Origin of the sequence: Microbacterium sp. NPDC089698 (genome assembly GCF_044749045.1) — a bacterium.
Taxonomy (GTDB): Bacteria; Actinomycetota; Actinomycetes; order Actinomycetales; family Microbacteriaceae; genus Microbacterium.
The window spans coordinates 210,084-235,453 of record NZ_JBIVHE010000007.1 but is presented as its reverse complement, the minus strand read 5'-3'; the positions used below and the strand labels follow the sequence as shown (position 1 = coordinate 235,453).

Annotated in this window: 19 protein-coding genes and 1 tRNA gene; 8 read left to right on the top strand and 12 right to left on the bottom strand. The window is 71.1% G+C overall.

The annotated features are described in order from the left end of the window. Positions 1-6: 6 nt before the first annotated feature. Genes ACIPY5_RS18000 through ACIPY5_RS17990 form a run of 3 tightly spaced genes read right to left on the bottom strand, consistent with a single transcriptional unit; the run spans position 7 to position 3,459 of the window. Positions 7-273 carry a DUF3039 domain-containing protein gene (locus tag ACIPY5_RS18000; RefSeq protein ID WP_045272272.1) on the bottom strand — a complete coding sequence of 89 codons (267 nt, stop codon included), beginning with the start codon at positions 271-273 and terminating at the stop codon, positions 7-9. A 55-nt stretch (positions 274-328) separates the two neighbouring features. After that, positions 329-1,867, bottom strand: a complete 1,539-nt coding sequence (locus tag ACIPY5_RS17995) for a hypothetical protein (protein ID WP_309337881.1) — start codon at positions 1,865-1,867, stop codon at positions 329-331. 5 nt (positions 1,868-1,872) lie between these two features. Continuing rightward, positions 1,873-3,459: an ABC transporter ATP-binding protein gene (locus tag ACIPY5_RS17990; protein WP_400973148.1), complete on the bottom strand. Its 1,587-nt coding sequence runs from the start codon at positions 3,457-3,459 to the stop codon at positions 1,873-1,875. 351 nt (positions 3,460-3,810) lie between these two features. Between ACIPY5_RS17990 and ACIPY5_RS17985 the strand changes: the two genes are divergently transcribed. The 5 genes from ACIPY5_RS17985 to ACIPY5_RS17965 all read left to right on the top strand — a co-directional run bounded on the left by ACIPY5_RS17985 (position 3,811) and on the right by ACIPY5_RS17965 (position 8,614). Then, a complete protein-coding gene (locus tag ACIPY5_RS17985) occupies positions 3,811-4,503 on the top strand; it encodes a phosphocholine cytidylyltransferase family protein (protein WP_309337887.1) in 693 nt (230 codons plus the stop codon). 101 nt (positions 4,504-4,604) lie between these two features. Next, positions 4,605-5,594: a hypothetical protein gene (locus ACIPY5_RS17980; RefSeq protein WP_400973145.1), complete on the top strand. Its 990-nt coding sequence runs from the start codon at positions 4,605-4,607 to the stop codon at positions 5,592-5,594. A gap of 101 nt (positions 5,595-5,695) precedes the next feature. Next, positions 5,696-6,001: a hypothetical protein gene (locus ACIPY5_RS17975; RefSeq protein ID WP_309337892.1), complete on the top strand. Its 306-nt coding sequence runs from the start codon at positions 5,696-5,698 to the stop codon at positions 5,999-6,001. A gap of 65 nt (positions 6,002-6,066) precedes the next feature. Beyond that, positions 6,067-7,446, top strand: coding sequence for a sugar porter family MFS transporter (locus ACIPY5_RS17970; protein WP_400973142.1), 1,380 nt, complete (start codon positions 6,067-6,069; stop codon positions 7,444-7,446). Positions 7,447-7,576: 130 nt separating this feature from the next. Then, the gene (locus tag ACIPY5_RS17965) at positions 7,577-8,614 is read left to right on the top strand and encodes a glycosyltransferase (protein ID WP_400973281.1); all 1,038 of its coding nucleotides are present in this window, start codon (positions 7,577-7,579) and stop codon (positions 8,612-8,614) included. A gap of 33 nt (positions 8,615-8,647) precedes the next feature. Here ACIPY5_RS17965 and ACIPY5_RS17960 read toward each other — a convergent pair whose 3' ends face one another. From ACIPY5_RS17960 to ACIPY5_RS17950, 3 genes are all read right to left on the bottom strand, one after another. Next, on the bottom strand, positions 8,648-10,102 hold the full coding sequence (locus ACIPY5_RS17960) for a CDP-glycerol glycerophosphotransferase family protein (RefSeq protein ID WP_400973139.1): 1,455 nt from the start codon (positions 10,100-10,102) through the stop codon (positions 8,648-8,650). Then, positions 10,099-11,382 (bottom strand): CDP-glycerol glycerophosphotransferase family protein, encoded by a 1,284-nt coding sequence (locus ACIPY5_RS17955; protein WP_400973136.1) that lies wholly within the window; start codon positions 11,380-11,382, stop codon positions 10,099-10,101. The genes ACIPY5_RS17960 and ACIPY5_RS17955 overlap by 4 nt, the downstream gene beginning before the upstream one ends. A gap of 127 nt (positions 11,383-11,509) precedes the next feature. Then, entirely contained in the window at positions 11,510-12,982 is a 1,473-nt protein-coding gene (locus ACIPY5_RS17950; RefSeq protein WP_400973133.1) for a S1C family serine protease, read from the bottom strand. Positions 12,983-13,080: 98 nt separating this feature from the next. Here ACIPY5_RS17950 and ACIPY5_RS17945 point away from each other — a divergent pair, with 98 nt between their 5' ends. Beyond that, entirely contained in the window at positions 13,081-14,289 is a 1,209-nt protein-coding gene (locus ACIPY5_RS17945) for an aminotransferase class I/II-fold pyridoxal phosphate-dependent enzyme (protein ID WP_400973130.1), read from the top strand. 6 nt (positions 14,290-14,295) lie between these two features. Here the strand turns inward: ACIPY5_RS17945 and ACIPY5_RS17940 are convergent, their stop codons facing one another. Continuing rightward, positions 14,296-15,099, bottom strand: coding sequence for a carbon-nitrogen hydrolase family protein (locus tag ACIPY5_RS17940; RefSeq protein ID WP_400973127.1), 804 nt, complete (start codon positions 15,097-15,099; stop codon positions 14,296-14,298). A gap of 139 nt (positions 15,100-15,238) precedes the next feature. Between ACIPY5_RS17940 and ACIPY5_RS17935 the strand changes: the two genes are divergently transcribed. After that, positions 15,239-16,027 carry an SPFH domain-containing protein gene (locus ACIPY5_RS17935; RefSeq protein ID WP_309337904.1) on the top strand — a complete coding sequence of 263 codons (789 nt, stop codon included), beginning with the start codon at positions 15,239-15,241 and terminating at the stop codon, positions 16,025-16,027. Positions 16,028-16,100: 73 nt separating this feature from the next. Here ACIPY5_RS17935 and ACIPY5_RS17930 read toward each other — a convergent pair. The 3 genes from ACIPY5_RS17930 to ACIPY5_RS17920 form a co-directional block, all read right to left on the bottom strand. Then, positions 16,101-16,174: transfer RNA gene (locus ACIPY5_RS17930), tRNA-Met, on the bottom strand. Positions 16,175-16,222: 48 nt separating this feature from the next. Continuing rightward, positions 16,223-19,138: a UPF0182 family protein gene (locus tag ACIPY5_RS17925; RefSeq protein ID WP_400973124.1), complete on the bottom strand. Its 2,916-nt coding sequence runs from the start codon at positions 19,136-19,138 to the stop codon at positions 16,223-16,225. A gap of 77 nt (positions 19,139-19,215) precedes the next feature. Next, positions 19,216-20,337, bottom strand: coding sequence for a PDZ domain-containing protein (locus tag ACIPY5_RS17920; RefSeq protein WP_396652857.1), 1,122 nt, complete (start codon positions 20,335-20,337; stop codon positions 19,216-19,218). Between the two features lie 196 nt (positions 20,338-20,533). Between ACIPY5_RS17920 and ACIPY5_RS17915 the strand changes: the two genes are divergently transcribed. Then, on the top strand, positions 20,534-21,931 hold the full coding sequence (locus ACIPY5_RS17915) for a zinc-dependent metalloprotease (RefSeq protein WP_400973121.1): 1,398 nt from the start codon (positions 20,534-20,536) through the stop codon (positions 21,929-21,931). Between the two features lie 755 nt (positions 21,932-22,686). On the opposite strand, the gene ACIPY5_RS17910 is transcribed toward ACIPY5_RS17915, so the two are convergent. Together ACIPY5_RS17910 and nudC are read right to left on the bottom strand one after the other, a co-directional pair. After that, complete coding sequence (locus ACIPY5_RS17910; protein WP_400973118.1) at positions 22,687-24,414, bottom strand: ATP-dependent helicase; 1,728 nt, start codon at positions 24,412-24,414, stop codon at positions 22,687-22,689. Further along, on the bottom strand, positions 24,411-25,325 hold the full coding sequence (gene nudC, locus ACIPY5_RS17905; RefSeq protein ID WP_400973115.1) for an NAD(+) diphosphatase: 915 nt from the start codon (positions 25,323-25,325) through the stop codon (positions 24,411-24,413). Before nudC ends, ACIPY5_RS17910 begins: the two co-directional genes overlap by 4 nt. Positions 25,326-25,370 lie beyond the last annotated feature (45 nt).

Genomic DNA, 25,370 nt, shown 5'->3' with positions numbered 1-25,370 from the left:
TCGAGGTCAGCCGACCATCGACTCGTAGATCTCCTTGCAGGTCGGGCACACCGGGAACTTCTCCGGGTCCCGCCCGGGAGTCCACTTCTTTCCGCACAGCGCCCGCACGGGCTTGCCGGTCAGGGCGGACTCGAGGATCTTCTCCTTCTTCACGTAGTGGGAGAACCGCTCGTGGTCTCCCGGCTCCTGGAGCTCCTCGTTGAGGAGCTGCTCGAGTTCGCGATCGAGGGTGGCGACGCCGCCCTGGTCCGGGGCATCCAGCGGGGTACTCATGACCGCGAGTCTAATCGCGCGCGGGCGCGGCGGCGCCGCGATCACGCGGATCCCCTCACACCGTCTCGACGAACTCCATCAGTTGCGCGCCGCGGCGCTCGAACGTGCGGCCGCCGATCTGGACGCCGAGGAACAGCACGGCGACCCCCATCAGCAGCCCGGTCCAGAGCACGGGCGCCGTGGAGACCTGCTCATCCGCCAGCGCGGGCCAGGCCAGCAGCAGCGCCGGCAGGCTCAGCACGAGCGCGCCCAGGAGCGTCCCCGCCTGACCCAGCACGCCTCCGCGGGCGCGTTGCGGCTGCTGGAACGGGCTGTCGCCGGGGCGCGAGACCGCATAGGGCGCGACCGCGGACAGGATGCTGGAGAGACCGAGACCTGTCAGCAGCAGGCTCGCGACCACGCCGATGAAGAGCGGCAGGAGCGTCCACCGCCCGATCACGGCGAGCGTCACGGGGATCGCCACGGCGAGGGTCGGCACGGCGATGAGCAGCACAGGGATCAGCCGGCCGAGCCGATCCGGCACTCCCCTCACCCCGCTCGCGACGTGGATCCAGAAGGCTGTCGAGTCGTAGGCGACGTCGTTGTGCGGCAGCCAGCCGAAGAACAGCGCCATCACGGCGACCGGGAGCGCCGCCGCGATCTCGAGCGGCACGCCGGCGACGAGGAGCGGGACGATCGTGAGCACGCCCGCGATCGGGACGATCACGAAGTTCATGATGTAGCGGCGGTCGCGCAGCCAGTAGACGAGGCTGCGCGCGGCCACGGCTCCGAAGGCGTTCGACGGCAGCAGAGCGAACCAGCCGAGCCCCGGCCGCTCCCGCACCGCGGTCGGCCGCTCGGTCGTGCTCAGCGCCCGACGTGCGAGCGCCAGCCAGCCTGCCGTGACGACGACCGCCGTCGCCACCGAGACGACCGCCGCGCCCCAGACCCCACCGCCGTGATCAGACAGGGCGAGGAACGGCAGGGCGGCGGACGCGCCGAGCGGCGTGAAGCCGAGCACTGCGGCGACGGTGTGCAGGACCGGCGGGACGGCGCCCGCCCAGCCCAGCGAGGCGACGAACACGCACACGGGCACCGCGATCACGATCACGGCGAGCGCGAACAGCGACGTGAGCTCGCGGGAGCGCCGCTCCGGCAGCAGTCGCGCACTCAGCGCCATCCCGACCCGTGCGGCGAGCACGGCCGTCGCGAGGGTCAGCAGCCCGGAGAGCACCGCGAGGAGCCAGGGCACCCCGAACGAGATCGCCACGCCCACCACGGCCACCTGCACCACCAGCAGCGCGAGGCTCGGCACGCTCACGAACGCCGCGAGGGCGAGGACCACGGGGAGGCGGCGCTCGTCGACGCCGAAGACCACGAAGCGCCGCGGATCCAGCTGATCGACGGATCCCGCCAGGATCGGCGCCACGAAGAAGCCCAGGACCACGGCGGAGCTGCCCAGCACGATGACCGTGTGCGCAGCCGCCTCGGACGTGTGCGCGAGGCTGCGGATGGCGATGACCGCCACCGTCGTCGCCGCGGCCGTGAGCAGGAGCGCGACGACGGTGCGCACCACCCGGCTGCGGTCGCCGCGGAGCGCACCGAGCGCCAGCATGAACCTCAGTCGGAGAACGTGTGCAACCACTCGAGCCCCTCCACCTCGGCGCCCGCGCCGGACAGCTCCACGAAGCGCTGTTCCAGGGTCTGCCCGGCCCGCACCTCGTCGACCGTGCCCTCGGCGAGGACCTCTCCGCCCACGATGATCGCGATCCGGGCGCACACCTGCTCGACCAGGTCCATGCCGTGGCTGGACAGGATGACGGTGCCGCCGTGCGAGACATAGGCGCGCAGGATGTCCAGGATCACTCCCGAGGACACCGGATCCACCGACTCGAACGGTTCGTCCAGCACCAGCACGCGCGGCGAGTGGATCATGGCGCCGGCGAGCATGATCTTCTTGGTCATGCCGGCGGAGTAGTCCGAGACGACGCGGCTGAGCGCTCCGGTGAGGTCGAACGCCCTCGCCAGGTCTGCGACGCGCTTCTCCACGACGGCGGAGGGAAGGCCCCGCAGCAGTCCGTAGTAGTGCAGCAGCTGGCGCCCGGTGAGCCGGTCGAAGGTGCGCAGACGGTCGGGCAGCACCCCGAGGGCCCTCTTCGCGGCTGCCGGGTCGGCCGTCTGGTCGATCCCGCTGATCCGCACGGTACCCTCGTCGGGACGCAGTAGACCGGCGATGATCGACAGCGTGGTGGTCTTGCCCGCACCGTTGGGGCCGACGATCCCGTAGAAGGATCCGGCGGGCACCGTCAGATCGATGTTGCCCACGGCCACGGAGTCGCCGAAGCGCTTGACGAGACCGCGCACGACGAGAGCCTGCCCGTCGGCGTCGACGGCGGGATCCGCCGACACGGCTGCGGCTTCGTCGACGTCGTCGGCGGAAACCGGGGCGGCGTCGGCCTCGGGGGCCTCAGGCGCGGCGAGCGCAGGCTCGAGCTCGAGCTCGGGCTCGGCCTCGGCGAGCGCAGGCTCGTCGGCCGCAGGCTCGTCGGCCGCGGACTCGACCACGACGGTCTCGGCAGTCGCCGCATCGTCCGTGACGGGTCCGACCGCCGCAGATTCGCTGTCCACAGCAGCATCATGCCCCGTGTCGGCGCCCTGTGGGGAGGGCGTTGCGTCCGGGTCCTCGACCGGTTCGATCACCGGTTCCACGGCGGCGGGCGGATTCACGACCTCCGCGACCGCCGCGGCAGCCTGCGCGGCGACGGCGGCGGGCGCCGTCCGCGCTCCCCCTGCGGTCTTCGCCCGCGGCGTGCGCTTCGTCGCGGTCGTCTTGGCCGCGGTCGTGCGCGCGGTCCTCGCGGTCGTCGGACGCTTCGGCGCGGATCCGCTCGCCTCCTGGCCCGTGACGCCCCCCGACGTCTCGGCAGGGGCGGCTGATGCCTCGCTCTTCGCCGTCGCGGCGGCGCGCTTCGCGGTCGTGGCGCTCTTGGTCGCCCGCGGCGCGCGTGCGGCGCGGGGCGCCGAGGCCTTCACCGCGGCGACCTTGGCGGCCGACTCCTTCGCGTCCTCTGCGGCCGCCTCCGCCTTCGCGGCACCGGCCTTCTCCGCCGCGGACTTCGCCGCAGCGGTGCGCGCGGCACTCGTCCTGGCGGCCGTGCGCTTGGCGGCCGCGGCACGCGCCGCCGAGGCCTGGCTCTCGGCCTTCACTCGCGCGGTCTGCGCGGCCGTCGCCCGAGGGCTGGCGGACGCGGGACGACGCGCCTTTGTGGGCGGTGAGGAATCCTTGGGCGCGCGGGGGTCATTGGGTGCTCCGGTCATGCCCTTCACGGTAGCAACGGACGAGCCCGCGAACCCGCCAGACGACCCGAAGTGACGGGATCCGAAGCACGTGATGTCGCCTATGGTGAACCTGGGAATGAACCGAGCAGTCGATAACGGAATGGCATCGCGCCTGCTCTGGCCGTGATCCGCTCAGGGTCGATCGATAGCATGATCAGCGGCACGAGGAAGTGTCCCATCGGTGACGTAACCGTGAACACAAGTAACAGGAGCAGTTCTGTGACTCTTCAGACCATCATTCTCGCTGCCGGGATGGGCTCGCGCCTCGGGCGCTCCCTCCCGAAGCCGCTGACCGAGCTCAACGACGGGCGATCGATCATGCGGCAGCAGCACGACAACATCCATGCCGCGTTCGGCGACGACGTGCGCATCACGACGATCGTCGGCTACCGCGCGGAGACGATCATCGAGGCGTTCCCCGATGTGAACTACGTGCACAACGAGCGCTACGACGAGACCAACACGTCGAAGAGCCTGCTGCGCGGCCTCGCCGCGACCGGGCGCAAGGGCGTGCTCTGGATGAACGGCGACGTCGTGTTCGACCCGCGCATCCTCGGCCGCGCCATCTCCTTCATCGAGCGCGACCAGTCCTTCGTCACCGTCAACACCGCGAAGGTGAGCGACGAAGAGGTCAAGTACACGGTCGACGCCGAGGGCTACATCAAGGAGCTCTCCAAGACCGTCAAGGGCGGTATCGGCGAGGCCGTCGGCATCAACTACATCTCCTCGCGCGACAAGCAGGCGTTCATGCGCCAGCTGCAGCGCGTGGACGACCAGGACTACTTCGAGCGCGGCCTCGAGCTCGCGATCGTCGAGAACGGCCTGCTGCTGGAGCCGATGGACATCTCCGACCTGTACGCGGTCGAGGTCGACTTCGCGGAGGACCTGGAGCGGGCGAACCTGTTCGTCTGACCCTCCCCTGCAACGCAGAGAGCCCGTGCCGCGCCCGTCGCGCGCACGGGCTCTCTGCGTTGCAGGCGTTCTCGCAGCACCGCGGACATAGGCTCTGCTCCATGGGGCGAAAAGAAGGCAAGGGCGACAAGGCCATCCACCGGATCCATTCCCTGCCCGACGATGCGCCGTGGGCCGGAGGGGTCCCGCCGGCCGGTTCCTCGGAGCACCCGATGCACATCCGCGGTCTCGATCGCGTCCTGGCCGTGCAGCGACCTCTCGTGCTCGCGCACATCCGCAGCATCCGGCTGCGCCACCCTGACGCCACGCCGGCGCAGGTCATCGCCCTGCTGGAGCGCCGCTACCTCGCCGCCGTCACGACCGGGGGCGCGGCCGTCGGCGCGACGGCCGTGATCCCGGGGATCGGCACCGGGGTGACGCTCGCCCTGTCCGGCGTCGAGACGGCCGGCTTCGTCGAGACGACGGCACTCTTCGCCCAGTCGATCGCCGAGGTCCACGGCATCACCGTGACGAACCCCGACCGGGCGCGCGCCCTCGTGATGACCCTCATGCTCGGCAAGGAGGGGGTCGACCTCATCCGCCAGCTCGCGGGCCAGGCCGGCGGCAAGGGCGTGGGCAGGTCCGCCTACTGGGGTGAGCTCGTGACGAAGTCGCTGCCGCGGGCCGCCGTGGGTCCGCTCGCCGACCGGCTGAAGAGCATGCTGATCAAGCAGTTCGCCGGTGTGGGCGGCGCGTCGCTGCTGGGCAAGGCGCTGCCGTTCGGTGTCGGCGCCGTCATCGGAGGCGCCGGGAACCACGTGCTCGGCCGGCGCGTGCTGACCAGTTCGCGCCGTGCATTCGGACTTCCTCCCCAGACGCTGCCCGCGGAACTCGAACCGGTGCCGGGTGCGCAGCGCATCGAGAGCCGGATCGCGCGAGGGGCGCAGCTGGCCGGGACCGCGGTGGCGGGAGCCGCCGGCAGCGCCGCACGCGGCGTCGGGATCGTGGGCCGCAAGGCCGCTGACGTGATGCGCCGCAAGCCCGCCCCGATCTCCGCTCCGGAAGCCCCCAGCCCGGAACTGCATCCTTCGCCGCCCGGCGAGCAGCTCTGACCGATCCGCACAATCCCTCGAGCGAGGAAGGTCTGCACAGACCTCGTCCCCGCGGGGGCTCTGGCGCCGCGATCGTCGGCGCCCGCTCCTAGCGTGGGGACATGAACCGCTCCCCCGACCCGCCCTCGGCTCGACGCCCCGAGCCGGCGTATGCGGTTCCCTGGACCGTCGATCGACGCGACAGGACGCATCCGGTGATCACCAACGGTGCAGGAGAGGTCCGCTTCGTGCGCGTCTTCGCCCGGGCGCCCTCGGGGCCGGGCCGCACTCAGCTCTGGGGGCACGTCCGCGGGGGCGATCAGCTGGAGGTGTGCCTCTGCGACGCGGATGTCGACGACATCGTGATCACGCTCGCCTGGTTCCGGCCGGACGACGGGCTGGAGTACGTCTGGCGGTTCGTCGTCTGAGACGCGGATCCCCCGGGGTACGCTCGAATGCCTCCCTGGGAGGAACCTGAACAGAAGGACGGACCATGAGCTCGGCATTGACCGGCAACAGCCGCACGACCCGCCTGGCGCTCCTCGTCGGCGTCGCCGCCGCGACCGTCGGCATCATCTACGGCTACGACTCGTCGAACATCGGCGGCGCGATGCTGTACCTCGCGAAGGACTTCCACCTCGACGCCGCCGCACAGTCGTGGGTCACCACGACCGTCGTGGTCGGCGAGATCCTCGGCGCGCTGTTCGGCGGGGCGCTCGCGAACAGGATCGGCCGCAAGCCGACGATGGTCGCCGTCGCGGCGTGCTTCGCGCTGTTCTCCCTCCTCTCGGGGCTCGCCCCCGCGCTGTGGGTGCTCGTGATCGCACGGTTCCTGCTCGGCCTGACGATCGGCATCTCGGTGGTGGTCGTTCCGGTCTTCGTCGCGGAGTCGGCCCCCACCCGCTCGCGCGGCGCCTTCCTCGTGCTCTACCAGGTCGCCACCGTCTCCGGCATCATCCTCGGCTACCTCGTGGCGATGGCGCTCGCGCCCACCGAGAGCTGGCGCTGGATGCTCGGGCTCGCGGCCGTCCCCGGCGTGGTCATCACGATCGTCCTGCTCCGGCTGCCCGACACCGCGCGATGGTATGTGATGAAGGGCCGCACCGAGGAGGCACGCGCGACCCTCGCCAGGATCGAAGGGCCGGACGTCGACGTCGACGCCGAGATCGAGACGATCACGGCGGGCTTCGCATCCGCGCACACGTCCTCCTGGCGCGACCTGCTGCGCAAGCCGTTCCTCCGTGCGACGCTGTTCGTGGTGGGCCTCGGCTTCTTCGTGCAGCTCACCGGCATCAACGCGATCGTCTATTACAGCCCGCGCATCTTCGAGGCGATGGGCTTCACCGACGACATCGTCAAGCTCGGCCTCTCCGCCCTGGTGCAGGTGGCCGGCCTCGTCGCGGTGTTCATCGCCCTGCTCGTGATCGACAGGATGGGCCGCCGGCCCGTGCTGCTCATCGGCATCGGCACGATGGTGCTCGCCAACCTGCTGCTCGTCGTCGTGTTCGCGATCGGCGGCGGACACTTCGACGGCGCGCTCACGGTTCTCGGGTTCATCGGCCTCGTGCTGTTCACCGCCGGTTTCACGTTCGGATTCGGATCCCTCGTCTGGGTGTACGCCGGCGAGGCGATGCCGGCGCATCTGCGCTCGCTCGGCGCGAGCGTGATGCTGACGAGCGACCTCGTCGCCAACGTGATCGTCGGAGCGTTCTTCCTCACGATGCTGAACGCCCTGGGCGGGGCCGGCGCCTTCGCGGTCTTCGGCGTGATCGCGATCCTCGCGTTCTTCTTCGTGGTGTGGCTCGCCCCCGAGACCAAGGGCCGCCCGCTCGAGGACATCGGACAGTACTGGAAGAACGGCGGGCGCTGGTAATCCGGCGCGCCCGGAGCCTCCACCCTGGGGGTGCGCAGGTGCGACGTGAAAGGATCGACGGGTGAGTCATCGCGATCCGTCCTCCCCCGACGCGGGCGCCCCGCTGTCCGGCGCGGGCGTGTCGTTCGTGATGCCGGTGCTCAATGAGCGCGCGTACCTCGAGCACGCCGTGGCATCGGCGCTCGCGCAGGACGTGGACGGTCCGACCGAGCTCGTGCTCGCGCTCGGCCCCTCCTCCGACGGCACCACCGAGCTCGCCGAGCGCCTGGCCGCCCGCGAGCCGCGGCTGCGGATCGTGCACAACCCGGCCGCGGACATCCCGGTCGGCCTGAACGCCGCGATCCGGGCCAGCAGGTACCCGACGGTCATCCGCGTCGACGCGCACTCCGAGCTCTCGCCCGGATACGCCGCCCGCGCCCTGGCGACTCTCGAGCGCACCGGAGCGGCGAACGTCGGCGGCGTCATGCGCGCCGACGGGCGCACGCCGTTCCAGGCCGCCGTCGCCCGCGCCTACAACTCGCCCGTGGGACTCGGCGGCGGCAGCTACCACGGCGGCACCCGGGAGGGCAGGGCGGAATCCGCTTATCTGGGCGTCATGCGCCGCACCGTGCTCGACGAGGTCGGCCTGTTCGACGAATCCATCCGCCGCGGCGAGGACTGGGAGCTGAACCTCCGGATCCGCCAGGCGGGCCACATCGTGTGGTTCGATCCCCAGCTCGCCGTGACGTACTGGCCTCGCGAGAGCTGGACGAGGCTCGCGCGCCAGTTCCGCTCCACCGGCGCCTGGCGCGGCGAGCTCGTGCGCCGCTACGGTCGCCGCAACGGGGTGCGCTTCTTCGCACCGCCCGCGCTGCTGGTGATCCTGGCGCTCTCGGTCGTCGTCGGCATCCTGCAGCTGACCGGAGTGCTCTCGGGCATCGGCGCCGTGATCGCCTCCGCCGTGTACCTGCCGCTCCTCGCCTACGCGGTCCTGGTCATCGCGATGGCGCTGGTGCCCGCCCGAGCCGCGGATCCTCCGCGCAGTCCCCGGGAGCGCCTGTGGACGCTCGCCGTCCTGCCGACCATGCACTTATCCTGGGGGCTGGGCTTCCTCATGGGCGTGCTGCGCGGAGCGCACGACACGGTCGACACCTCACGCCTCGGCACGCGGAACACGCCCCTGCCCTGACCGCCGTCGGCCGTCGGCCGGCCGATGCCAGGGTCAGGCGTCCAGCCAGCCGCGGTCCAGGATCCTGTCGACGACGCGCGCCGAGGCGGAGCCGTCGTCACGACCGTTGAACTGCGCCTGCCACGCCACGTACTTCGGCGCGTGCTCGGCGACCGCGGACACATCGGAGAGCGCCGCCACCAGCTCCCCCTGGGTGCGCAGCAGCGGGCCGGGCGCACGGGCGGCGAGATCGAAGTAGAAGCCGCGCAGCTTGCCCCGGTAGTGCTCGAGATCGGGCACGAGGAAGTACATCGGCTTGCCCGTGGCGCTGAAGTCGAACATGACCGAGGAGTAGTCGGTCACGAGAGCATCGGCGACCAGCAGCAGTTCTGCGGTGTCGGGGTAGCCCGTCACGTCGATCACGCGGGATCCGGCCTGGTCGCGCCCCGGTCGGATCGTGCGCGAGTGCCCGCGCACGAGCACGACGGAGTCGGTGTCGGCGGCGAGCGCGTTCGGGTCCACGAAGTCGACCATCTCCGACCGGTCGTCGCGCCACGTGGGCGCGTACAGCAGCACCCGTTCGCCCTCGCCGATCCCGAGAGCCGTGCGGATGCGCGCGCCGTCCCCCGTCGTGAGCACGTCGTTGCGCGGGTAGCCGTCGACCCAGACGGGCCTGCGCAGGAAGGCGTACGCCTTGCGCAGCACGCGCTCGGCATAGGGGTTCTGCGCCAGCAGGACATCCCAGCGCCGCGACTCGCGCACGACGGCGAGCCAGCGACGAGGGTGCAGTCCCGGGCGATGCAGCGCGAGACGCTTGAGCGGTGTGCCGTGCCAGGTCTGCAGCACGCGCTGGCCGGGCTTGCGGTCGAAGCGACGGCGCAGCCAGTCGTTCACGATGAGGAGCCGTGCATCGGCGCGTGCACGCCACCATTCGGGTGATCCTTCGACCACCGGGACGGCGCCGTCCGGAACCGGCACGGACAGGTCGACGACGCTCCAGTAGCGGGTCACCCCGGGCGCCCGCTGCGCGAGCTCCCGGTCGATCGCGCCGGGATTGCAGCCGCTGGACTGGCCGTAGAACGATTCGAAGAACACCGCGTTCTCGCGCGCGCCGGGCAGCGCCGCATAGCGGCCTTCCAGCGCGAGCTTCCCCTCCGCGGTCTCGTAGGCGGGGTCGACCGGAGGCGCGATCCGCACCGTGCGGTCCGTGGCGCTGACGCGGAGACCCGCGAGCAGCACGGTCTCGATCGCGAGCCCGTCGACCGCAGCACCGTCCACGGTGAGCGCATAGTCCCCGCTCGGCAGCGGCAGCTGCGCCCCGCCCCAGCGCGAGGCCCGCAACGGCAGCACCGCACTCCACGCCTCCGTCCCGTCCTCGGCGATGCGCGCGGCCGCGACGGCGCGGCGACCGGCGAGCTCGACCTCGGCGGGGGCGGACCCCTCACCCGTGAGCAGCAGCGCCTGCTGCTCCTCGTCGACGCGGACGGAGCTGACGCGGGGGGTCGTCATTCGGTTCCCTTCGGAGCGGGGGTGGAAGGTGCGGGGACCGTCGCAGAGCCGCCGGTGCGGTCGAGGATCGCGGCGAGCACGCGTGCGGTGTTGCGGCCGTCGCGGTGCGCGTGCATGCGGGCGCTGAGCTCCCGGGAGAGCCCGGCGCGACGGCCGAACTCCGTGTCGTCCCCGAGTGTCGCCTCGAGCTGTGCGGACGCCGCGGTCCAGTCGGCGGCGGGATCGGGTCCGGACACCTCGGCGTAGTCGCCGTAGAACCCCCGGGTGCGGGCGTACGCGACGGGATCGGGGGCGAGATAGATCACCGGCATCGCGAGCAGCCCGACGTCGTAGGCCATCGACGAGTAGTCGGTGACGAGCACGTCGATCGCGGGCAGCACCGGCGTGATGTCGGCCACGACGGCGGATCCGATCGCGCGCACGCGATCGGTCGGGACGGGAGGGCGGTACTCCCCCTCGCCGAGAGGATGCGAGCGCACCAGCAGCACGCTGTTCGTCCGCTCCAGGACGGAGAGGATCCGCGCCCACTCCGCGTCGTCGGGAACGGCCGGGTCCGGTGCCCCGTCGCGCCAGGTCGGTGCGTACAGCACCGCGCGCGCGCCGTCGGGGAGCGGCCCGACCGCGGCGTCGCGCAGCGCGGAGGCCTGCGAGCGACGCGAGGACGCATCCCCGGTCGACAGCACATCGACGCGCGGCTCGCCCGTCACGAGGACCTGCCGCACACCGAGCGCGAACGCCGACTCCAGACGCCCTCGCGAGCGATCCGAGGCGGCGGGCAGCACGTGGATGCGCCGGGTCTGCGCCCGGTAGAGCATGCCGAGCAGCTTCTGCAGCGGGACGAAGCCGGGCAGGAAGGCGCTCTGCACGGTCGCCGGAGAGTCGAGGCCGATGCGCTTGAGCGGGATGCCGTGCCAGAGCTGAACGAGGAAGGCGCCGGAGGTCGCGTAGCGGTTCGCATCGCCGAAGCCGTGCGTGACCACGACCACGCCGGCACGTGCGGTGGCCCACCACCCGCGAAGGCCGTCCTTCGGGACGGCGCGAATCCCGAGGGCCGAGGCGTCGCTCTGCTCGCGAGCGGATCCGGTCAGCCACAGCGGGTCCAGGCCCGCGTCGACCGCCGTCCGCCAGAGGGCGAGGGCGCCGTCGCCGATGCCTGCTCCGCAGCCGATCACCCATCCGCGACCGCGCGGGACGATCAGGGTCCCCAGGCGTCCGAGCAGGTACAGCGGGATCCTCAGCAGCTTGCCGGCGTTGCCCGCACGGAAGGAGAAGGACGCCACCCCGCGAGCCTACCGGTCGGCGGAGCCGACGAGCGAAGAGGACCCTGTACGCGAACGGAAGGACGCCACCCCGCGATCGCGTCGCGGGATGGCGTCCTTCGTCGATGCAGGGTTCAGGAGCGGTGGGTCACTGGGCGAGCGTGCCCAGGGTGACCTTGATGTCCTGCGACTGTCCGTTGCGGTTGACCGTGAGCGTCGCAGTGCTGCCGCCTGCGACCGAGCGCACCTGCGCCGTGAGGTCGCTGGCGTCAGTGATCGGGTTGCCGTTGAAGCCCGTGACCACGTCGCCGACCTGGATGCCGGCGTTGGCCGCGGCGCCTCCGCTGGAGACCGAGGCGATCGACGCGCCCACGACCGTGGCGCCCTTCTGGCTGCTCGCGTCCTGCACCGACGCGCCGAGCAGGCCGTGCGTGGCCTTGCCGTCGGCGATGATGTCGTTCGCGATGCGCTTGGCGATGTTCGACGGGATCGCGAAGCCGACGCCGATGTTGCCCGACTGCCCCGACGAGGAGGACGAGGACCCCGCGCTCGCGATCGCGACGTTCACGCCGATGAGCTTGCCGTCGCTGTCGACGAGTGCGCCGCCGGAGTTTCCGGGGTTGATCGCCGCGTCGGTCTGGATCACCGAGATCGAGATCGTCGCCGCGGCGCTCTGGGATCCGGAGCCGCGGCCGGGGATGTCGAACTGGAACGGCTGCTGCGAGCCGTCCTGGTTCGGGCTCTGCTGCTGGTCTCCGCTGGAGCCCTGCGAGGGGGCGGCGGAAGACTGGATCTGGATGCTGCGGTTGAGCGCGCTGACGATGCCGGTCGTGACCGAGTTGGACAGGCCCAGCGGGGCTCCGACGGCGACGGTCATCGACCCGACGTTGAGCTTGGACGAGTCGGCGAACTCCATCGGAGTGAGGCTCGAGCCGTCCTTGACCTGGATGACGGCCATGTCGTAGGTCGCGTCGATCCCGACGACGGTGGCGTCGAGGATGCGACCGTCCGAGGTGGTCACCTTGATGGTGGGGTTCGAGACCTCGCCGTCCAGGGTCACCACGTGCGCGTTGGTGAGGATGTGGCCTTCCTTGTCGAGCACGATGCCCGATCCGGATCCGGCGGCGCTGGATCCGGAGACCTCGATCGTGACGACCGACGGCACCGCCTTCGCGGCGATCGCGGTGGCCTCCGACACGGACTCCGGGTTGTTCACGGTCACGGTGCTGGGACCGGTGCCGGACTTCGTCGAGGAGGAGCTCGATGCGGTCAGCGACCCGTAGCCGACGGCTCCGCCGACGCCGGCGAGGCCGCCGACGAGGGCTGCGGCGATGATGATCGCGGCGATCTTGCCGCCGCCGATGCCGCTCTTGGCCTTGCGCTCCGGGGCCGTCGTGGCGGCCGCGCCGAAGGCGGCGCCGGTGTGCGCGCCCGGGTGGCCGGGGTGGACGGGCTGGGTCGGGTGCGCCGGGCCCGGGACCGCGTAGCCGCCGGTGGGCGGGATCGGCGTGGTGGGCGCGGTGGCGCCGTCCGGGGCGGGGACGCCCGAGGCGGCGGGGGTGGACGAGAACGCCGGGGGCACGGAGTGTCCGGCGTCGGGGTGAGGCGTCTGCTCGTTCATGTCTGCTCCTTTGAACCTTGCCCTTACAGACTGACGGCCGTTTCTGTGTTTTTCTTATGCCCGGTGGCAGATTCCGCTATGGCGTTACCCTGGGCGGCATGGGAATCCTGCCGGGCGCCTGGCGCCGTACGGCGGCCGGTGCCGGGCTGCTCTCCGCGGCCGGAGAGGTCGCCCCTACCATCTTCGCCGAGATCTCCGCCCTCGCGGGCCGCACCGGGGCGATCAACCTCGGTCAGGGCTTCCCCGACGAGGACGGCCCGGCCGAAGTGCGGGACGCCGCCCGCGCCGCGATCTCAGGCGGCGCGAACCAGTATCCGCCCGGGCGAGGAGTGCCCGATCTGCTGCAGGCGATCTCCGAGCATCAGCGCCGCTTCTACGGACTCGACGTGGATCCCGACCGCGAGATCCTGGTGACCGCGGGCGCGACCGAAGCGATCGCGGCGGCCCTCCTCGCCCTCGTGGAGGGTCCTGAGGACGAGATCGTGGTGTTCGAGCCCTATTACGACTCCTACGCCGCGATCGCCGCCCTCAGCGGTGCCACCCTGCGCACGGTGCCGCTGCGCCTGCCCGACTTCCAGCCGGATCCGGAGGAGCTCGCGGCCGCGGTCACCGACCGCTGCCGGGTGATCCTCGTGAACGATCCGCACAATCCCACCGGCGCGGTGCTGAGCGACGGGATCCGCGCCGAGATCGTGCGACTGGCGCACCGGCACGACGCGATCATCCTCACGGACGAGGTGTACGAGCACCTCTCCTTCACCGCCCCGCACGTGCCGATCGCGACCCTGCCCGGCGCCGCCGAGCGCACGCTCACCATCTCCTCGGCCGGCAAGACCTTCTCCGTGACGGGATGGAAGATCGGCTGGATCCACGGACCGGCGGAGCTCATCACCGCGGTGCTGAGCGTCAAGCAGTTCCTCACCTACGTCAACGGCGGACCGTTCCAGCCCGCTGTCGCCGTCGGCCTGCGACTTCCCGACGCGTTCTTCGAGGGTGCGGCCGAACGCCTGCGCGCGAAGCACGACCAGCTCGCCGCGGGCCTGGATGCGGCCGGGTTCGAGGTGCACCGCCCGGACGGCGGCTACTTCACGGTCGCAGACGCCTCGCGCATCGGCGGCGAGGATGCCGACGCCTTCTGCCGGTCGCTCCCGGAGCGGATCGGTGTCGCAGCGATCCCGCTCACGGCGTTCGTGCGCCCCGAGCACCGCGACGCGTACCGCGGCCTCGTGCGCTTCGCCGCCTGCAAGCGTCCTGAGGTGATCGCCGAGGCCGCCGAGCGCCTCGCGGGCCTGCGTGCGCAGGCCTGAGCGCGGTCAGCGCGGCACGACGCGGTAGCGGCGCAGCCGCAGCACCGGGTTGACCTCGCGCACGCGGGCGACGGCCTCGGCGTCGAGCTCGGCGACCGCGATCCCCTCCCCCGTGCCGACGCCGGCGATCGCGACGCCCTGAGGGTCGATCACGGCGGAGTGCCCGACACCGACCGGCGTCGGATGGTCGGCCGCGACCACATAGGCCGTGCTCTCGATCGCGCGCGCCGCGAGCAGGGTGTTCCAGTGATGCTCCTTGAGCGGCCCGCGCACCCATTCCGCCGGCACCACGAGCGCCTCCGCTCCCGCGTCGACGAGGGTGCGCGCGACCTCCGGGAAGCGCAGGTCGTAGCAGGTCATCAGCCCGAACCGGAGGCCGTCCACGACGAAGGTCGCGGCGCCTCCGACCTCTCCCGCCTCGATCCAGCGGGACTCGGACTGCCCGAAGGCGTCGTACAGGTGCTGCTTGCGGTAGACGGCGAGCAGGCCGGTCCCGTCCACGGCGACGAGGGCGTTGCGGATCCGGCCGGCGTCCGCGCGCTCGACCAGTCCCGCGACGATCACCGCCCCATGGCGGCCTGCGAGCTCTCGCAACCACTCGGTGAACGCACCGTCCAGCTCCTCCGCGTTCGCGGCGAGGGTCTCGTCCATCGGGTCGACGAAGTAGCTCGAGTACTCGGGCAGCACGACGAGCCGTGCGCCGCGCTGCGCGGCTCGTGCGACGAGCTCGCCGATCCGCTCCCGGTTGGCGGCGCGGTCGTCGACGGGCGCGAACTGGCACACGGCGACGGTCACGGTTCCGGTGGTCATGGCTCCATCATCCCGCACCCGGCAGCCTCGCCGATCGGCGCGCACGGATCCTCCGGATCCCGCGATGCGTGCGGCCGACCGGAGGACAATGGAAGCACTGGCCCACGGCACGTCACCGGAGCCGGAGGAGGCGGTTCCCATGATCCCGCTCATCACCTTGATCGTCGTGGTGCTCCTCGCGATCATCCTGTTCTTCATGTCCGCGCGGATCGTGCGGCAGTACGAGCGCGGCGTGGTGCTGCGTTTCGGACGGCTGCACAACGTGCGCGAGCCGGGGATCCGGTTCATCTTCCCGATCGTCGACGTCCTCATCCCGGTCTCGCTGCGCATCGTGACGATGCCGATCCAGTCGCAGGGCATCATCACGAAGGACAACGTCACGGTCGGCGTCTCCGCGGTCGCCTACTACCGGATCCAGGATCCGGTGAAGTCGGTCATCGCGATCGAGAACGTCCGCGCGGCGATCGACCAGATCGCGCAGACCACCTTGCGCCGGGTCGTCGGCCAGCACCACCTCGACGAGATCCTCTCCGACACCGCGGCTCTGAACGCGAACATCCGCGAGATCCTCGACGTCACCACGGTCGAGTGGGGAGTCGAGGTGACCCTCGTCGAGCTCAAGGACATCCTGCTGCCCGACTCGATGAAGCGCGCCATGGCGAAGCAGGCCGAGGCGGAGCGTGAGAAGAGGGCCAAGATCATCGCCGCAGAGGGCGAGGCGCTCGCGGCCGCCCAGCTGGGCACCGCGTCGGACACGATGATGTCGCACCCGCTCGCGTTGCAGCTGCGCACCCTGCAGACGCTCGTCGAGATCGGGGTGGACAAGAACACGCTCGTGATCGCCCCCGCCCCGCTCGTGAACTCGATCGGCGACGTGATGAACATGATCGACCGGGAGGCGGCCGTCGCGCAGATGCGCGCGCACTGAATCGAGACAGGAAAACAGAAAAGGCGAAAGGCCCCTGACCTTGGATTTCTCCAGGTCAGGGGCCTTTCTCTTGTTGCGGGGACAGGATTTGAACCTGCGACCTCCGGGTTATGAGCCCGGCGAGCTACCGAACTGCTCCACCCCGCGGCACAAGAGATAGCCTAACACGGGATTTCACACGGCGCGAATCGAGCGCTACTTGGTGGTGCTGCTGCCGCTCCCCTCGAGTGCGAGCAGCCGGTTCACGGCGTCGGTGAGCTTCTGATCCTGTGCGGCGAACTCCGTCAGGTTCCCGGCCTTCAGCGCGGCATCACGGGCGAGCATGGCCGCCTTGGCGTCGGCCAGAGCCGACTGGAACGCCGCGTCGCCCGTGGGCGGCGTGGTCCCGGTCCCCGTGCCGGGGGTCGGCGTCGGGTTCGGGGTGGGCGTGATGTTGTTGTCGCCGCCGGCCGCGCCGGAGTCGCCGCCGAACAGCTGATCCAGCGCCTCGGTGAGCGTGTCGGCGAAGGCGATCTTGTCACCGAAGGCGACGAGGATCTTCTGCAGGCGGGGCACCTGGGTGCCACCGGAGGACTGCACGAAGACAGGCTGCACGTACAGGAACCCACCGCCGACGGGCAGCGTCAGGAGGTTTCCGTGGGTCACCTTCGACTGCCCCTGCTTGAGCAGGTTGAGCTGCTGGCCGACCGTCGGATCCGAGTCGAACGAGTTCTGCACCTGACCAGGGCCCGGCACGGTGGTGTCGGCGTCGATCTCCAGCATCCGCAGCTTGCCGTACGAATCGGACTTCTTCCCCGCAGTCGAGCCGGCATCGGCGTCGACGGAGAGGTAGCCCATCAGCACGTTCCTGCTGTTCGACCCCTGCGATGCAGGGATGAACGTCGTGTACATGGAGAACTGGGATTGATCCTGCCCCGGCACCTTCATCGTCAGGTAGTACGGCGGCTGCAGTTCGGGGTTGGCCGAATCGCTCTGCGGGTCGTTCGGGGTCTCCCACAGGTTGTCCTGCCGGGCGAACGAGGCCGCGTCGGTGACGTGGTACGTGCCGAGCATCGCGCGCTGCACCTTGAAAAGGTCCGTCGGGTAGCGCACGTGGCTCATGAGCTGTCCCGACATGTCGCTGATCGGCTTGAGCGTCGACGGGTAGATCTTCTGCCACGTCTTCAGCACCGGATCGGTCGGATCCCAGGCGTACAGGGTCACCTTGCCGTCGTAGGCGTCGACGGTCGCCTTGACCGAGTTGCGGATGTAGTTGATGTCATCCGTGACGAAGCCCGGCTGCGTGTTCACGGAGTCGCTGATCGCCTTGGGCAGGTTCACCGTCGTCGAGTACGGATAGCTCGAGCTCGTCGTGTAGCCGTCCACGATCCACACGATGCGACCGTCCACGATGCTCGGGTACGGGTCGCTGTCGAGTGTGAGGTAGGGGGCGGCCTTCTGCACGCGCGTCGTCGGATCCCGGTCGTACAGGATCTGGGAGTCCGCGTTCACGCTGTCCGAGAAGAGGATCTGCTCGGACTGGAACTTCAGCGCGTACAACAGCTTCGTGAAGAAGTTGCCGATGCGCGGTCCTCCATCGCCCGTGAAGGTGGTCTTCGTCTGGTTCTCACCCGAATCCTGACCGCGCGGGTAGTCGATCTCGACCGGGGACGTGCCCTTCGGCGCGCCCACGATCGAGTAGGCCGGCGAGTTCTCGCCGAAGTACACCCGGGGCTCGAACTTCTCGCTGTTCGTCAGCGCGCCCGAGGTCGGGATGCCCCGCTCCAGGAACACCGGCTCGCCGTCGTCCGTGCGCTGGTTGCCGGCCGCGGCGACCAGGCCGTAGCCGTGCGTGTAGACCAGGGTGCTGTTGTTCCAGGTGGGGCTGGGGATGCGGCTCGTGTCGATCTCGCGCACGGCGACCACGGCATCCTGCGTCTTGCCGTTGATCGTGTAGCGGTCGACGTCGAGCTTCGACGCGAACTTGTAGTAGCTGCGGTACTGCTCGAGCTGCTGGAACGTCGGGCCGATCACGTTCGGGTCCATGATCCGGATCGATGCGGTGGTGTCCGCGTCGCTGCGCAGCTGTCCGGTCTCGGCCGTGGTCTGCGCCTTGAACGGCGTGGTCTGCACGCCGTCGATCCCGTAGGCGGCCTTGGTCGCCTTGAGGTTGCGCTCGTAGTACTGCGCCTGCAGCTGGTTCTGGTTCGGCTTCACCTGGAAGGTGGTCACCGCCCACGGATAGGCGATGCCGAGCACGAGGGCCGCGACGATGAGCAGCGCGGTCGCCGCGAGCGGGAAGCGCCAGTGCCCGATCACGGCCGTGACGAAGAACAGCACCGCCACGAGGGCGGCGATGATCGCGAGGATCGACAGGCCGGGGATCACGGCGTTCACGCCCGTGAAGGCCGCACCGGTGATCTTGTCCTCGGTGGCGGTGAGGGTCTTGTAGCGGTCGACCCACAGGCTCACGGCCTGCGTGAGCAGGTAGACGCCGGCGATCACGGCCAGCTGCACCCGCGCCGCCTTGGAGATCCGCAGCTCGCCCTGGCCGATCCGCACCGAGCCGTACAGGTACAGCACGAGCGCCGACACCAGCAGGCTCAGGATGAGCACGGCGGAGATGAAGCCGAGGAGCGCCTCGTAGAAGGGCAGGTCGAAGAGGTAGAACCCGGTGTCCAGATGGAATTGCGCGTCGGTCTGGCCGGTGGCCGTGCCGTTGGCCCACTGCCACACGGTCTCCCACTGCCCGGCGGCGGCGAAGCCGGCGAACAGGCCGAAGAAGACCGGCATCCCCCACATCGCCAGGCGGCGCAGCGGCTCCACGACCTCCTGGTACCGGTCCAGCTGCGAGCTCAACCGCACGTAGACGGGCCGCATCCGGTAGGCGAGCTGGATGGCGATGAACATCGGCACCGCCATGCCGAGGAAGCCGACGACGAACATCGTGGCCGTCGCGATCCACCGGGTGGTGAGCACCTGCGCGAAGTTCAGCTGGTCGTACCAGAGGAAGTCGGTGTACATCGACGCGAACACGAAGAACGCGGCGATGAGCACGGCCAGGATCACCACCGTCGCGAGGACGATGCGTCGGGCAGTACGGGGCGCGGCCGGTGCAGGTGAGGTGGTCACCGTCCCATCCTAGGTCGGCCCCTTCGCGGGATCCTGAGCCGGACGGTTCCCGGCTTCGCCCGTCGCGAACGCGGTCGCTACTTCTTCACGTCCGCGGCGGTGCAGGTGGGCAGCGCCGCGACGTCTCCCCCGTCGGCGATGACCTTCAGCGCATCCAGCGACTGCTTCAGGGTGTCGGTGCGCACGACCGTGAGCCCGGAGGGCACGTGACCGTAGACCTCGTCGCAGTTGGATCCGGGGGCGAGGAAGTAGTCCGCACCCGCCGCGCGCGCGCCGTAGAGCTTCTGCCGGATGCCGCCGATCGGCCCGACCGTGCCGTCGCCCGTGATGGTGCCGGTGCCGGCGACCTGCTTGCCGCCGTTGAGCTCACCCGGTGTGAGGGTGTCGATGATCCCCAGCGCGAACATCATGCCGGCGCTCGGGCCGCCCACGTTGTCGAGCTGCAGCTTCACATCGATCGGGAACTGGTACTTCTGCTGCAGGGTGATGCCGAGCAGCCAACGGCTCGTCCCGTTGTCGGTCTGCTTCTTCGGGGTGACCGAGACCTCCTGCCGGGTGCCGTCGCGCTCGATCGCGAGGGTGACCGGGGATCCGCCCGACTGCTGGATCTCGGCGCGCATCGCGTCCGTGTCGGCGGGGTTCGCCCCGTTCACCGCGATCACCGTGTCGCCGGCCTTGAGGATCCCGTGCGCGGCGCCGTCGTCGGTCACCGAGGCGACCTGGATCGTCACGGGCACGTCGTGGCCGAGTTCGCGCAGCGCGGCCGCGGTGGCCTCCTGCTGCGAGTCGACCATCATCAGCTGGTTGGCCTGATCGCGCTGCGTCGAGGTGACGCCCTGCGGGAAGACCGCGTCGACCGGCACCACGGCCTTGGACGGATCGAACCACGCCAGCACGAGCTGCATCCACGACGGCGGATTCTCCCGATTGCCGACGACCTGCACGGTCGTGAGGTCCAGCGCGCCCTTGGTCGGGTGGGTCTCCGCGCCCGTGACCGAGATCAGCGGAACGCCCTTCCCCTTCGCATCCTTGACCTCGCCGAGGGTGTTGAACACGGGGCCCGGCTGCTCTATGACGTACGGCAGCGGGAGGAAGGTCAGCACCAGCAGCGCCGCGAGCGACGCGATGAAGGCGATCAGCCCGATCCTGGTCCGCCGGGAGGCGCGACGCGCGGCCCTGGTCACGACCGCATCGGTCACGGCCGCATCGGATCCTTCGTGGCCGGTCTGCTCGGGGCCGCTCGGCGCGGGGCTGATCGTCACAGGGCCTCCAGGGCGGGGTTTCGGATGCTCGTTCGCGAGCGGCGTACAGCGGAGCGGTCCGTTCCCGGCGCATCCTGTGGTGGTGCAACTAGCGTAGTCAGCACGGGCTTTACACGTGCTGAGAGGGCTTCCGATGGCTGAGAACGACCCGAACTCCGACGACTTCATGCAGTTCCTCCGTCGCATGCTCGGCGGATCCGCAGAGGACTTCGACCTGAGCGCCCTGCAGGGCATGGAAGGTCTGAACCTCGACCCCGCGATGATGCAGCAGATGATGCAGCAGATGCAGAACGCCATGAGCGGCGACCCCTGGGAGACGACGCTCCGCCAGGCGCTGCACATCGCCAACCGGGACGGCCTCGGCATCGACACGGATTCCCGCTCCTCGATCGCCGACGCCTTCGCGCTCGCGGATCTGTGGGTGGGCGAGGCGACGACGATCTCCGAGCTCGGCGCGGCGCCCCGGGCGCTCACGCGCGGCGAGTGGGTCGAGCAGACCCTTCCGATCTGGAAGGAGGTCGCCGCCCCCGTGTCCACGAGCATCGCCGACGCGCTCATGAGCGCTCTCGAGGGGCAGACGCCCGAGGACATGCAGGGCATGGTGCAGGGCGCGGGACGACTCATGCGCGGGATCGGCAGCTCGGTCTTCGCGATGCAGTTCGGCCAGGTGCTGGGGAACCTCTCGCTCGAGGTCGTCTCCGGCGGCGACGTCGGGATCCCCGTGCTCCCGGCGGGCACCGCCGCCGTCATCCCGCAGAACCTCGCCGCGTTCGGCGAAGGCCTGGAGATCCCCGAGGACCAGATCGCGCTGTACCTGGCCGCGCGGGAGATCGCGTATGCGCGGCTCTACCGGCACGCACGCTGGCTGCACCTGCACGTGATGACGCAGATCACCGAGTTCGCGAAGGGCGTGACGGTCGACGTCGACAAGCTCGAGGACGTCGCGGGCCGGCTGGATCCGTCCAACCCCGAGGAGCTCCGCGAGGCGATCGAGGGCGGGGCGCTCCTGCCCGAGCTGTCGGACGTGCAGCGCGAGGCCCTGGAGCGGCTGGAGAACCTCATCGCGACGATCGACGGCTGGGTCGACGTGGTCACGACGCAGGCCACCTCGCGGCTGCCGGACAACGTGCGGATCGCGGAGGCGGCGCGCCGTCGCCGCGCGGCCGGCGGGCCGGCGGAGGACGCCCTGGGCGCTCTCGTCGGGCTGAAGATCCGTCCGCGCCGGCTGCGCGAGGCCGCGGCGATGTGGCGGGCCGTCACCGACGCCGTCGGCGTGGAGGCCCGCGACGCCCTGTGGGACTACCCCGACCTGATGCCGGATGCCTCGGACATCGACGACCCGGCCGCACTGGTCGCACGGCTGCAGGCGCGTGCGCGCGGCGAGCAGCCCGCGCCGGACGAGATGGACGAGGCGCTCGAGCGGCTGCTCAGCGGCGAGGACTTCGGCCCCGGTGAGGCGGGCGGATCCGGCGACGCCGACCCCGGTGAGGCGGGCGGATCCGGCGATGGGTCCGGCGAGAAGCCGGTCTGAGCGAGTTCTCCACCGATCCCGCATCGCGCTCCCGCGCGGGGCGCGGATCCGGTCATGATCGGGCATGCCCACGATCCGACTCGATCCCGCGCACCCCGTGCTGTGGCGCGACGCCGACACCGTGCAGCTCGGCGCCGACCCGGTGCTGACGCTGCCCGTCAGGGCGCCCTGGATCCCGCTCATGCTGCAGGAGCTCGCGCGGGGGATCCCCGCCCGCGCCTTCGAGGTCGTCGCGCACGGGATCGGCGCCCCGCTGCCGGCTGCTCGCCGGCTGCGCGCTCAGCTCGCTCCCGTGCTCGTCGAGGTCCTGCCCCGCCAGAAGGCGCGCCTGGTGCCGTCCCCCGTCGTCGGCGCCCGTACGCTGCTGCGCCTCGAGGAGGCGCTCGCGGACGCCGGTGTCGACGCCGTGGACGACCGCGACGCGATCGCGGTGCTCATCCGTCACGGCGCGGTGCCGGCGCGGGACGCCACCGCGCTGCTGTCCGCCGACAAGCCCCACCTGCCGCTGGCGTTCGACGCGGGCGGAGCGACCGTCGGGCCTCTGGTGACGCCGGGGCGCACGCCGTGCCTGTCCTGCCGGGACTCCCACGACCGCGACCGGGATCCGGCCTGGGCGGCACTGCACGTGCAGCTGCTCGAGCGGGATCCGGGCCGCATCCCCCTCGCCGGGATCGCCGCGGCCGCGCAGGCGATCGCAGAGCTGCTCGCCGGGCGGCGCGAGGCGGTGCGCGACGGATCGGGCCGGACGATCCGGATCAGTCCTGGCGGGCGACGATCATCGCGGACGGCGGGATTTCACGCAGACTGCCTCTGCCGATCTCCGCAAGGAAGCGCGACGGGCGCCGTCCGGCTCGATCCACGTCCCTGGACCACGTCATCGTCAGCGCTTGCGCGGCCCGCGTGACGCCGACGTAGGCCAGCCGCCGCTCTTCGTCGACCTGCTCGAAGCTCGTCGCGTACGAGATCGGAAGCAGGCCCTCCGAACAGCCGATGAGGTAGACGTGGGGCCACTCCAGACCCTTCGCGGCGTGCAGCGTCGACAGGGTCACGGTGCGCAGCACGGGCTCGTGCTGATCCTTGGCCCGGGCGAACAGGTCGTCGGCGAAGGCGCGCATGGTGGTCCCGGCGGGCGCGTCCTCCGCGAGGCGCAGGACCGCGCGGCGAGCCTCCCAGGCGTCCCGCAGAGCGCCCCCCGCCTCGGGCGGGTCGTCCGTGTAGCCGAGTCCGCGCAGCACATCGCGCACGGCACCGAGGAAGGAGTGCTGCTGCGGGGCCACGGCGGAGGCCCGCAGCGCCTGCACCGCCTGGCGCACCTCCGGCAGATCGAAGAAGCGCTTCCCACCGAGCACGGTGGCGGCGACTCCGGCCGCGGCGAGCGCCTGCAGCACCGCCGCCGACTGCGAATGCGCGCGATAGAGCACCGCGATCTCCTCGGGCGGCACGCCGGCGGCGATCCGCGCGGCGATCGCCGCGGCGACGCCCCTGGCCTCCTCCGCGTCGTCGTCGAACGCGACAACGACCGGATCCGGCACCGCGACGACGGGGGGCTCTGCGACGGGCGAGGTCGCGGCGGGCACGAGCTCGAGTGCGCCGGGGCGGCCCTTCATGAGCGCATTCGCGACCCCGAGCACGCCTGCGGCGGAGCGGTAGTTGGTCTCCAGCCGCACGACGGTCGCGTCCGCATGGCGGCGCTCGAAGTCGAGCAGGAAGTGCTGGTCGGCGCCGGCGAAGGAGTAGATGGTCTGCGAGGCGTCGCCGACCACGCACAGGTCGCCGCGCTCGCCGAGCCACAGCTCGAGCAGGCGGTGCTGCAGGGGCGAGACGTCCTGGAACTCGTCGACGGTGAAGTGCCGGTACTGCTCGTGCACCGCCGCGGCGACCCTGGGTTCCGCCTCGAGCATCCCCGCGCACGCGAGCAGGACGTCCTCGAAGTCGAGCTGATGCCGGTCGTCCTTCAGCGTCTCGTAGGCGCCGGAGAGCTCGGCCACCTGCCCGGGATCCAGCCGCCCGATCGACCGCCCGCGCCGAGCCGCCTCCTCGATCGAGAGCATCGAGACCTTGCGCCACTCGATCGCCGAGGCGAGGTCGCGCAGCGTCGCCGTGTCGGGTCGCAGCCGCAGCATGTCCGCGGCCTGGGCGAGGAGGCGCACCTTGTTGTCCACGATCGCGGGAGCCGGGGATCCGGCCAGCTGCGGCCAGAAGAACCCGAGCTGGGAGAGGGCGGCGGCGTGGAAGGTGCGCGCGGCGACGCCCTGCACCCCGAGCGCGCGCAGCCGGCCGCGCAACTCCCCCGCGGCCTTCGCGGTGAACGTCACGGCCATGACGCGCGAGGGCGTGTACGCGCCGGTCTCGACGCCGTGGGCGATGCGGTGCGTGATCACCCTGGTCTTTCCAGTGCCGGCGCCGGCCAGCACCGCCACGGGCCCGCGCAGCACGGACGCGGCCTCGCGCTGACGTTCGTCGAGGCCGTCGAGCGCGCTCACCGCCGATGCCAGTCGACGATGAGGCGGTGCGCGATCGAGGCCTCCCCGGGCAGGCCGACCGGGCCGTTCCCGGCGAGCGCGGATCCGATCTCGTCGCGGGTGAGCCAGCGCACGTCGATGATCTCCTCGCCGTCGCCGTGCGCCGCGGCCTCGTCCACGACGGTGGCGTGGAAGCCGACCATGAGTGAGCGCGGGAACGGCCACGGCTGCGAGGAGAAGTACGCGAGATCGCGCAGGCGCACGCCCGCCTCTTCGAAGAGCTCCCGGTGCACCGTGGTCTCCAGCGACTCGCCGGCCTCCACGAAGCCGGCGAAGCAGGAGTGGAACCGTCCCTTCCACTGCGCGTTGGCGCCGAGCAGCAGACGCTCGCCGTCGGCGCTCTGCACGGCCACGATCACGGCCGGATCCGTGCGGGGGAAGTGCTCGCGTCCGCAGGATCCGCAGTGCCGGGACCAGCCGCTCTGCCGCAGCTCGGCCGGATTGCCGCAGGCGGGGCAGAACCCCGCGTCGCGCAGCCACCCGGCCAGGGCGATCGCGGCGACGACCAGTTCGGCATCGGCGGCGCCGACCACGGGGAGAGCTTCGCGCAGGTCAGCCCAGCGCGGCGCCCAGGATCCATCCGCGTCGGTGTCGTCCTCGGGATCCTGCAGCGCGAGGAGCAGACCGGTGTCGTCGGGGCGACGCCCGAGGAGCGCCCATTCACGGGTGCGGGCCAGCACCGGGTCGCCCGCGGACAGCAGGATCAGGCCGTCGCCCAGGGGCACGCGGCGCTCGCGCACCACGAGCACGCCGGTGCGGGCGTCGGCGCGGAGCCGGTCGATGGTCTGCGGATCGGTGCGCCACTCCGCGGCCCTGTCGAGGACGGTCGCTGCGTCGGCGTTCGGTTCGGGGACGGTCTCCGGCACGGTCACGACTCCCCTTCTCACAGGCGTGGCGGGCCCTGTGCGGACGAGGCT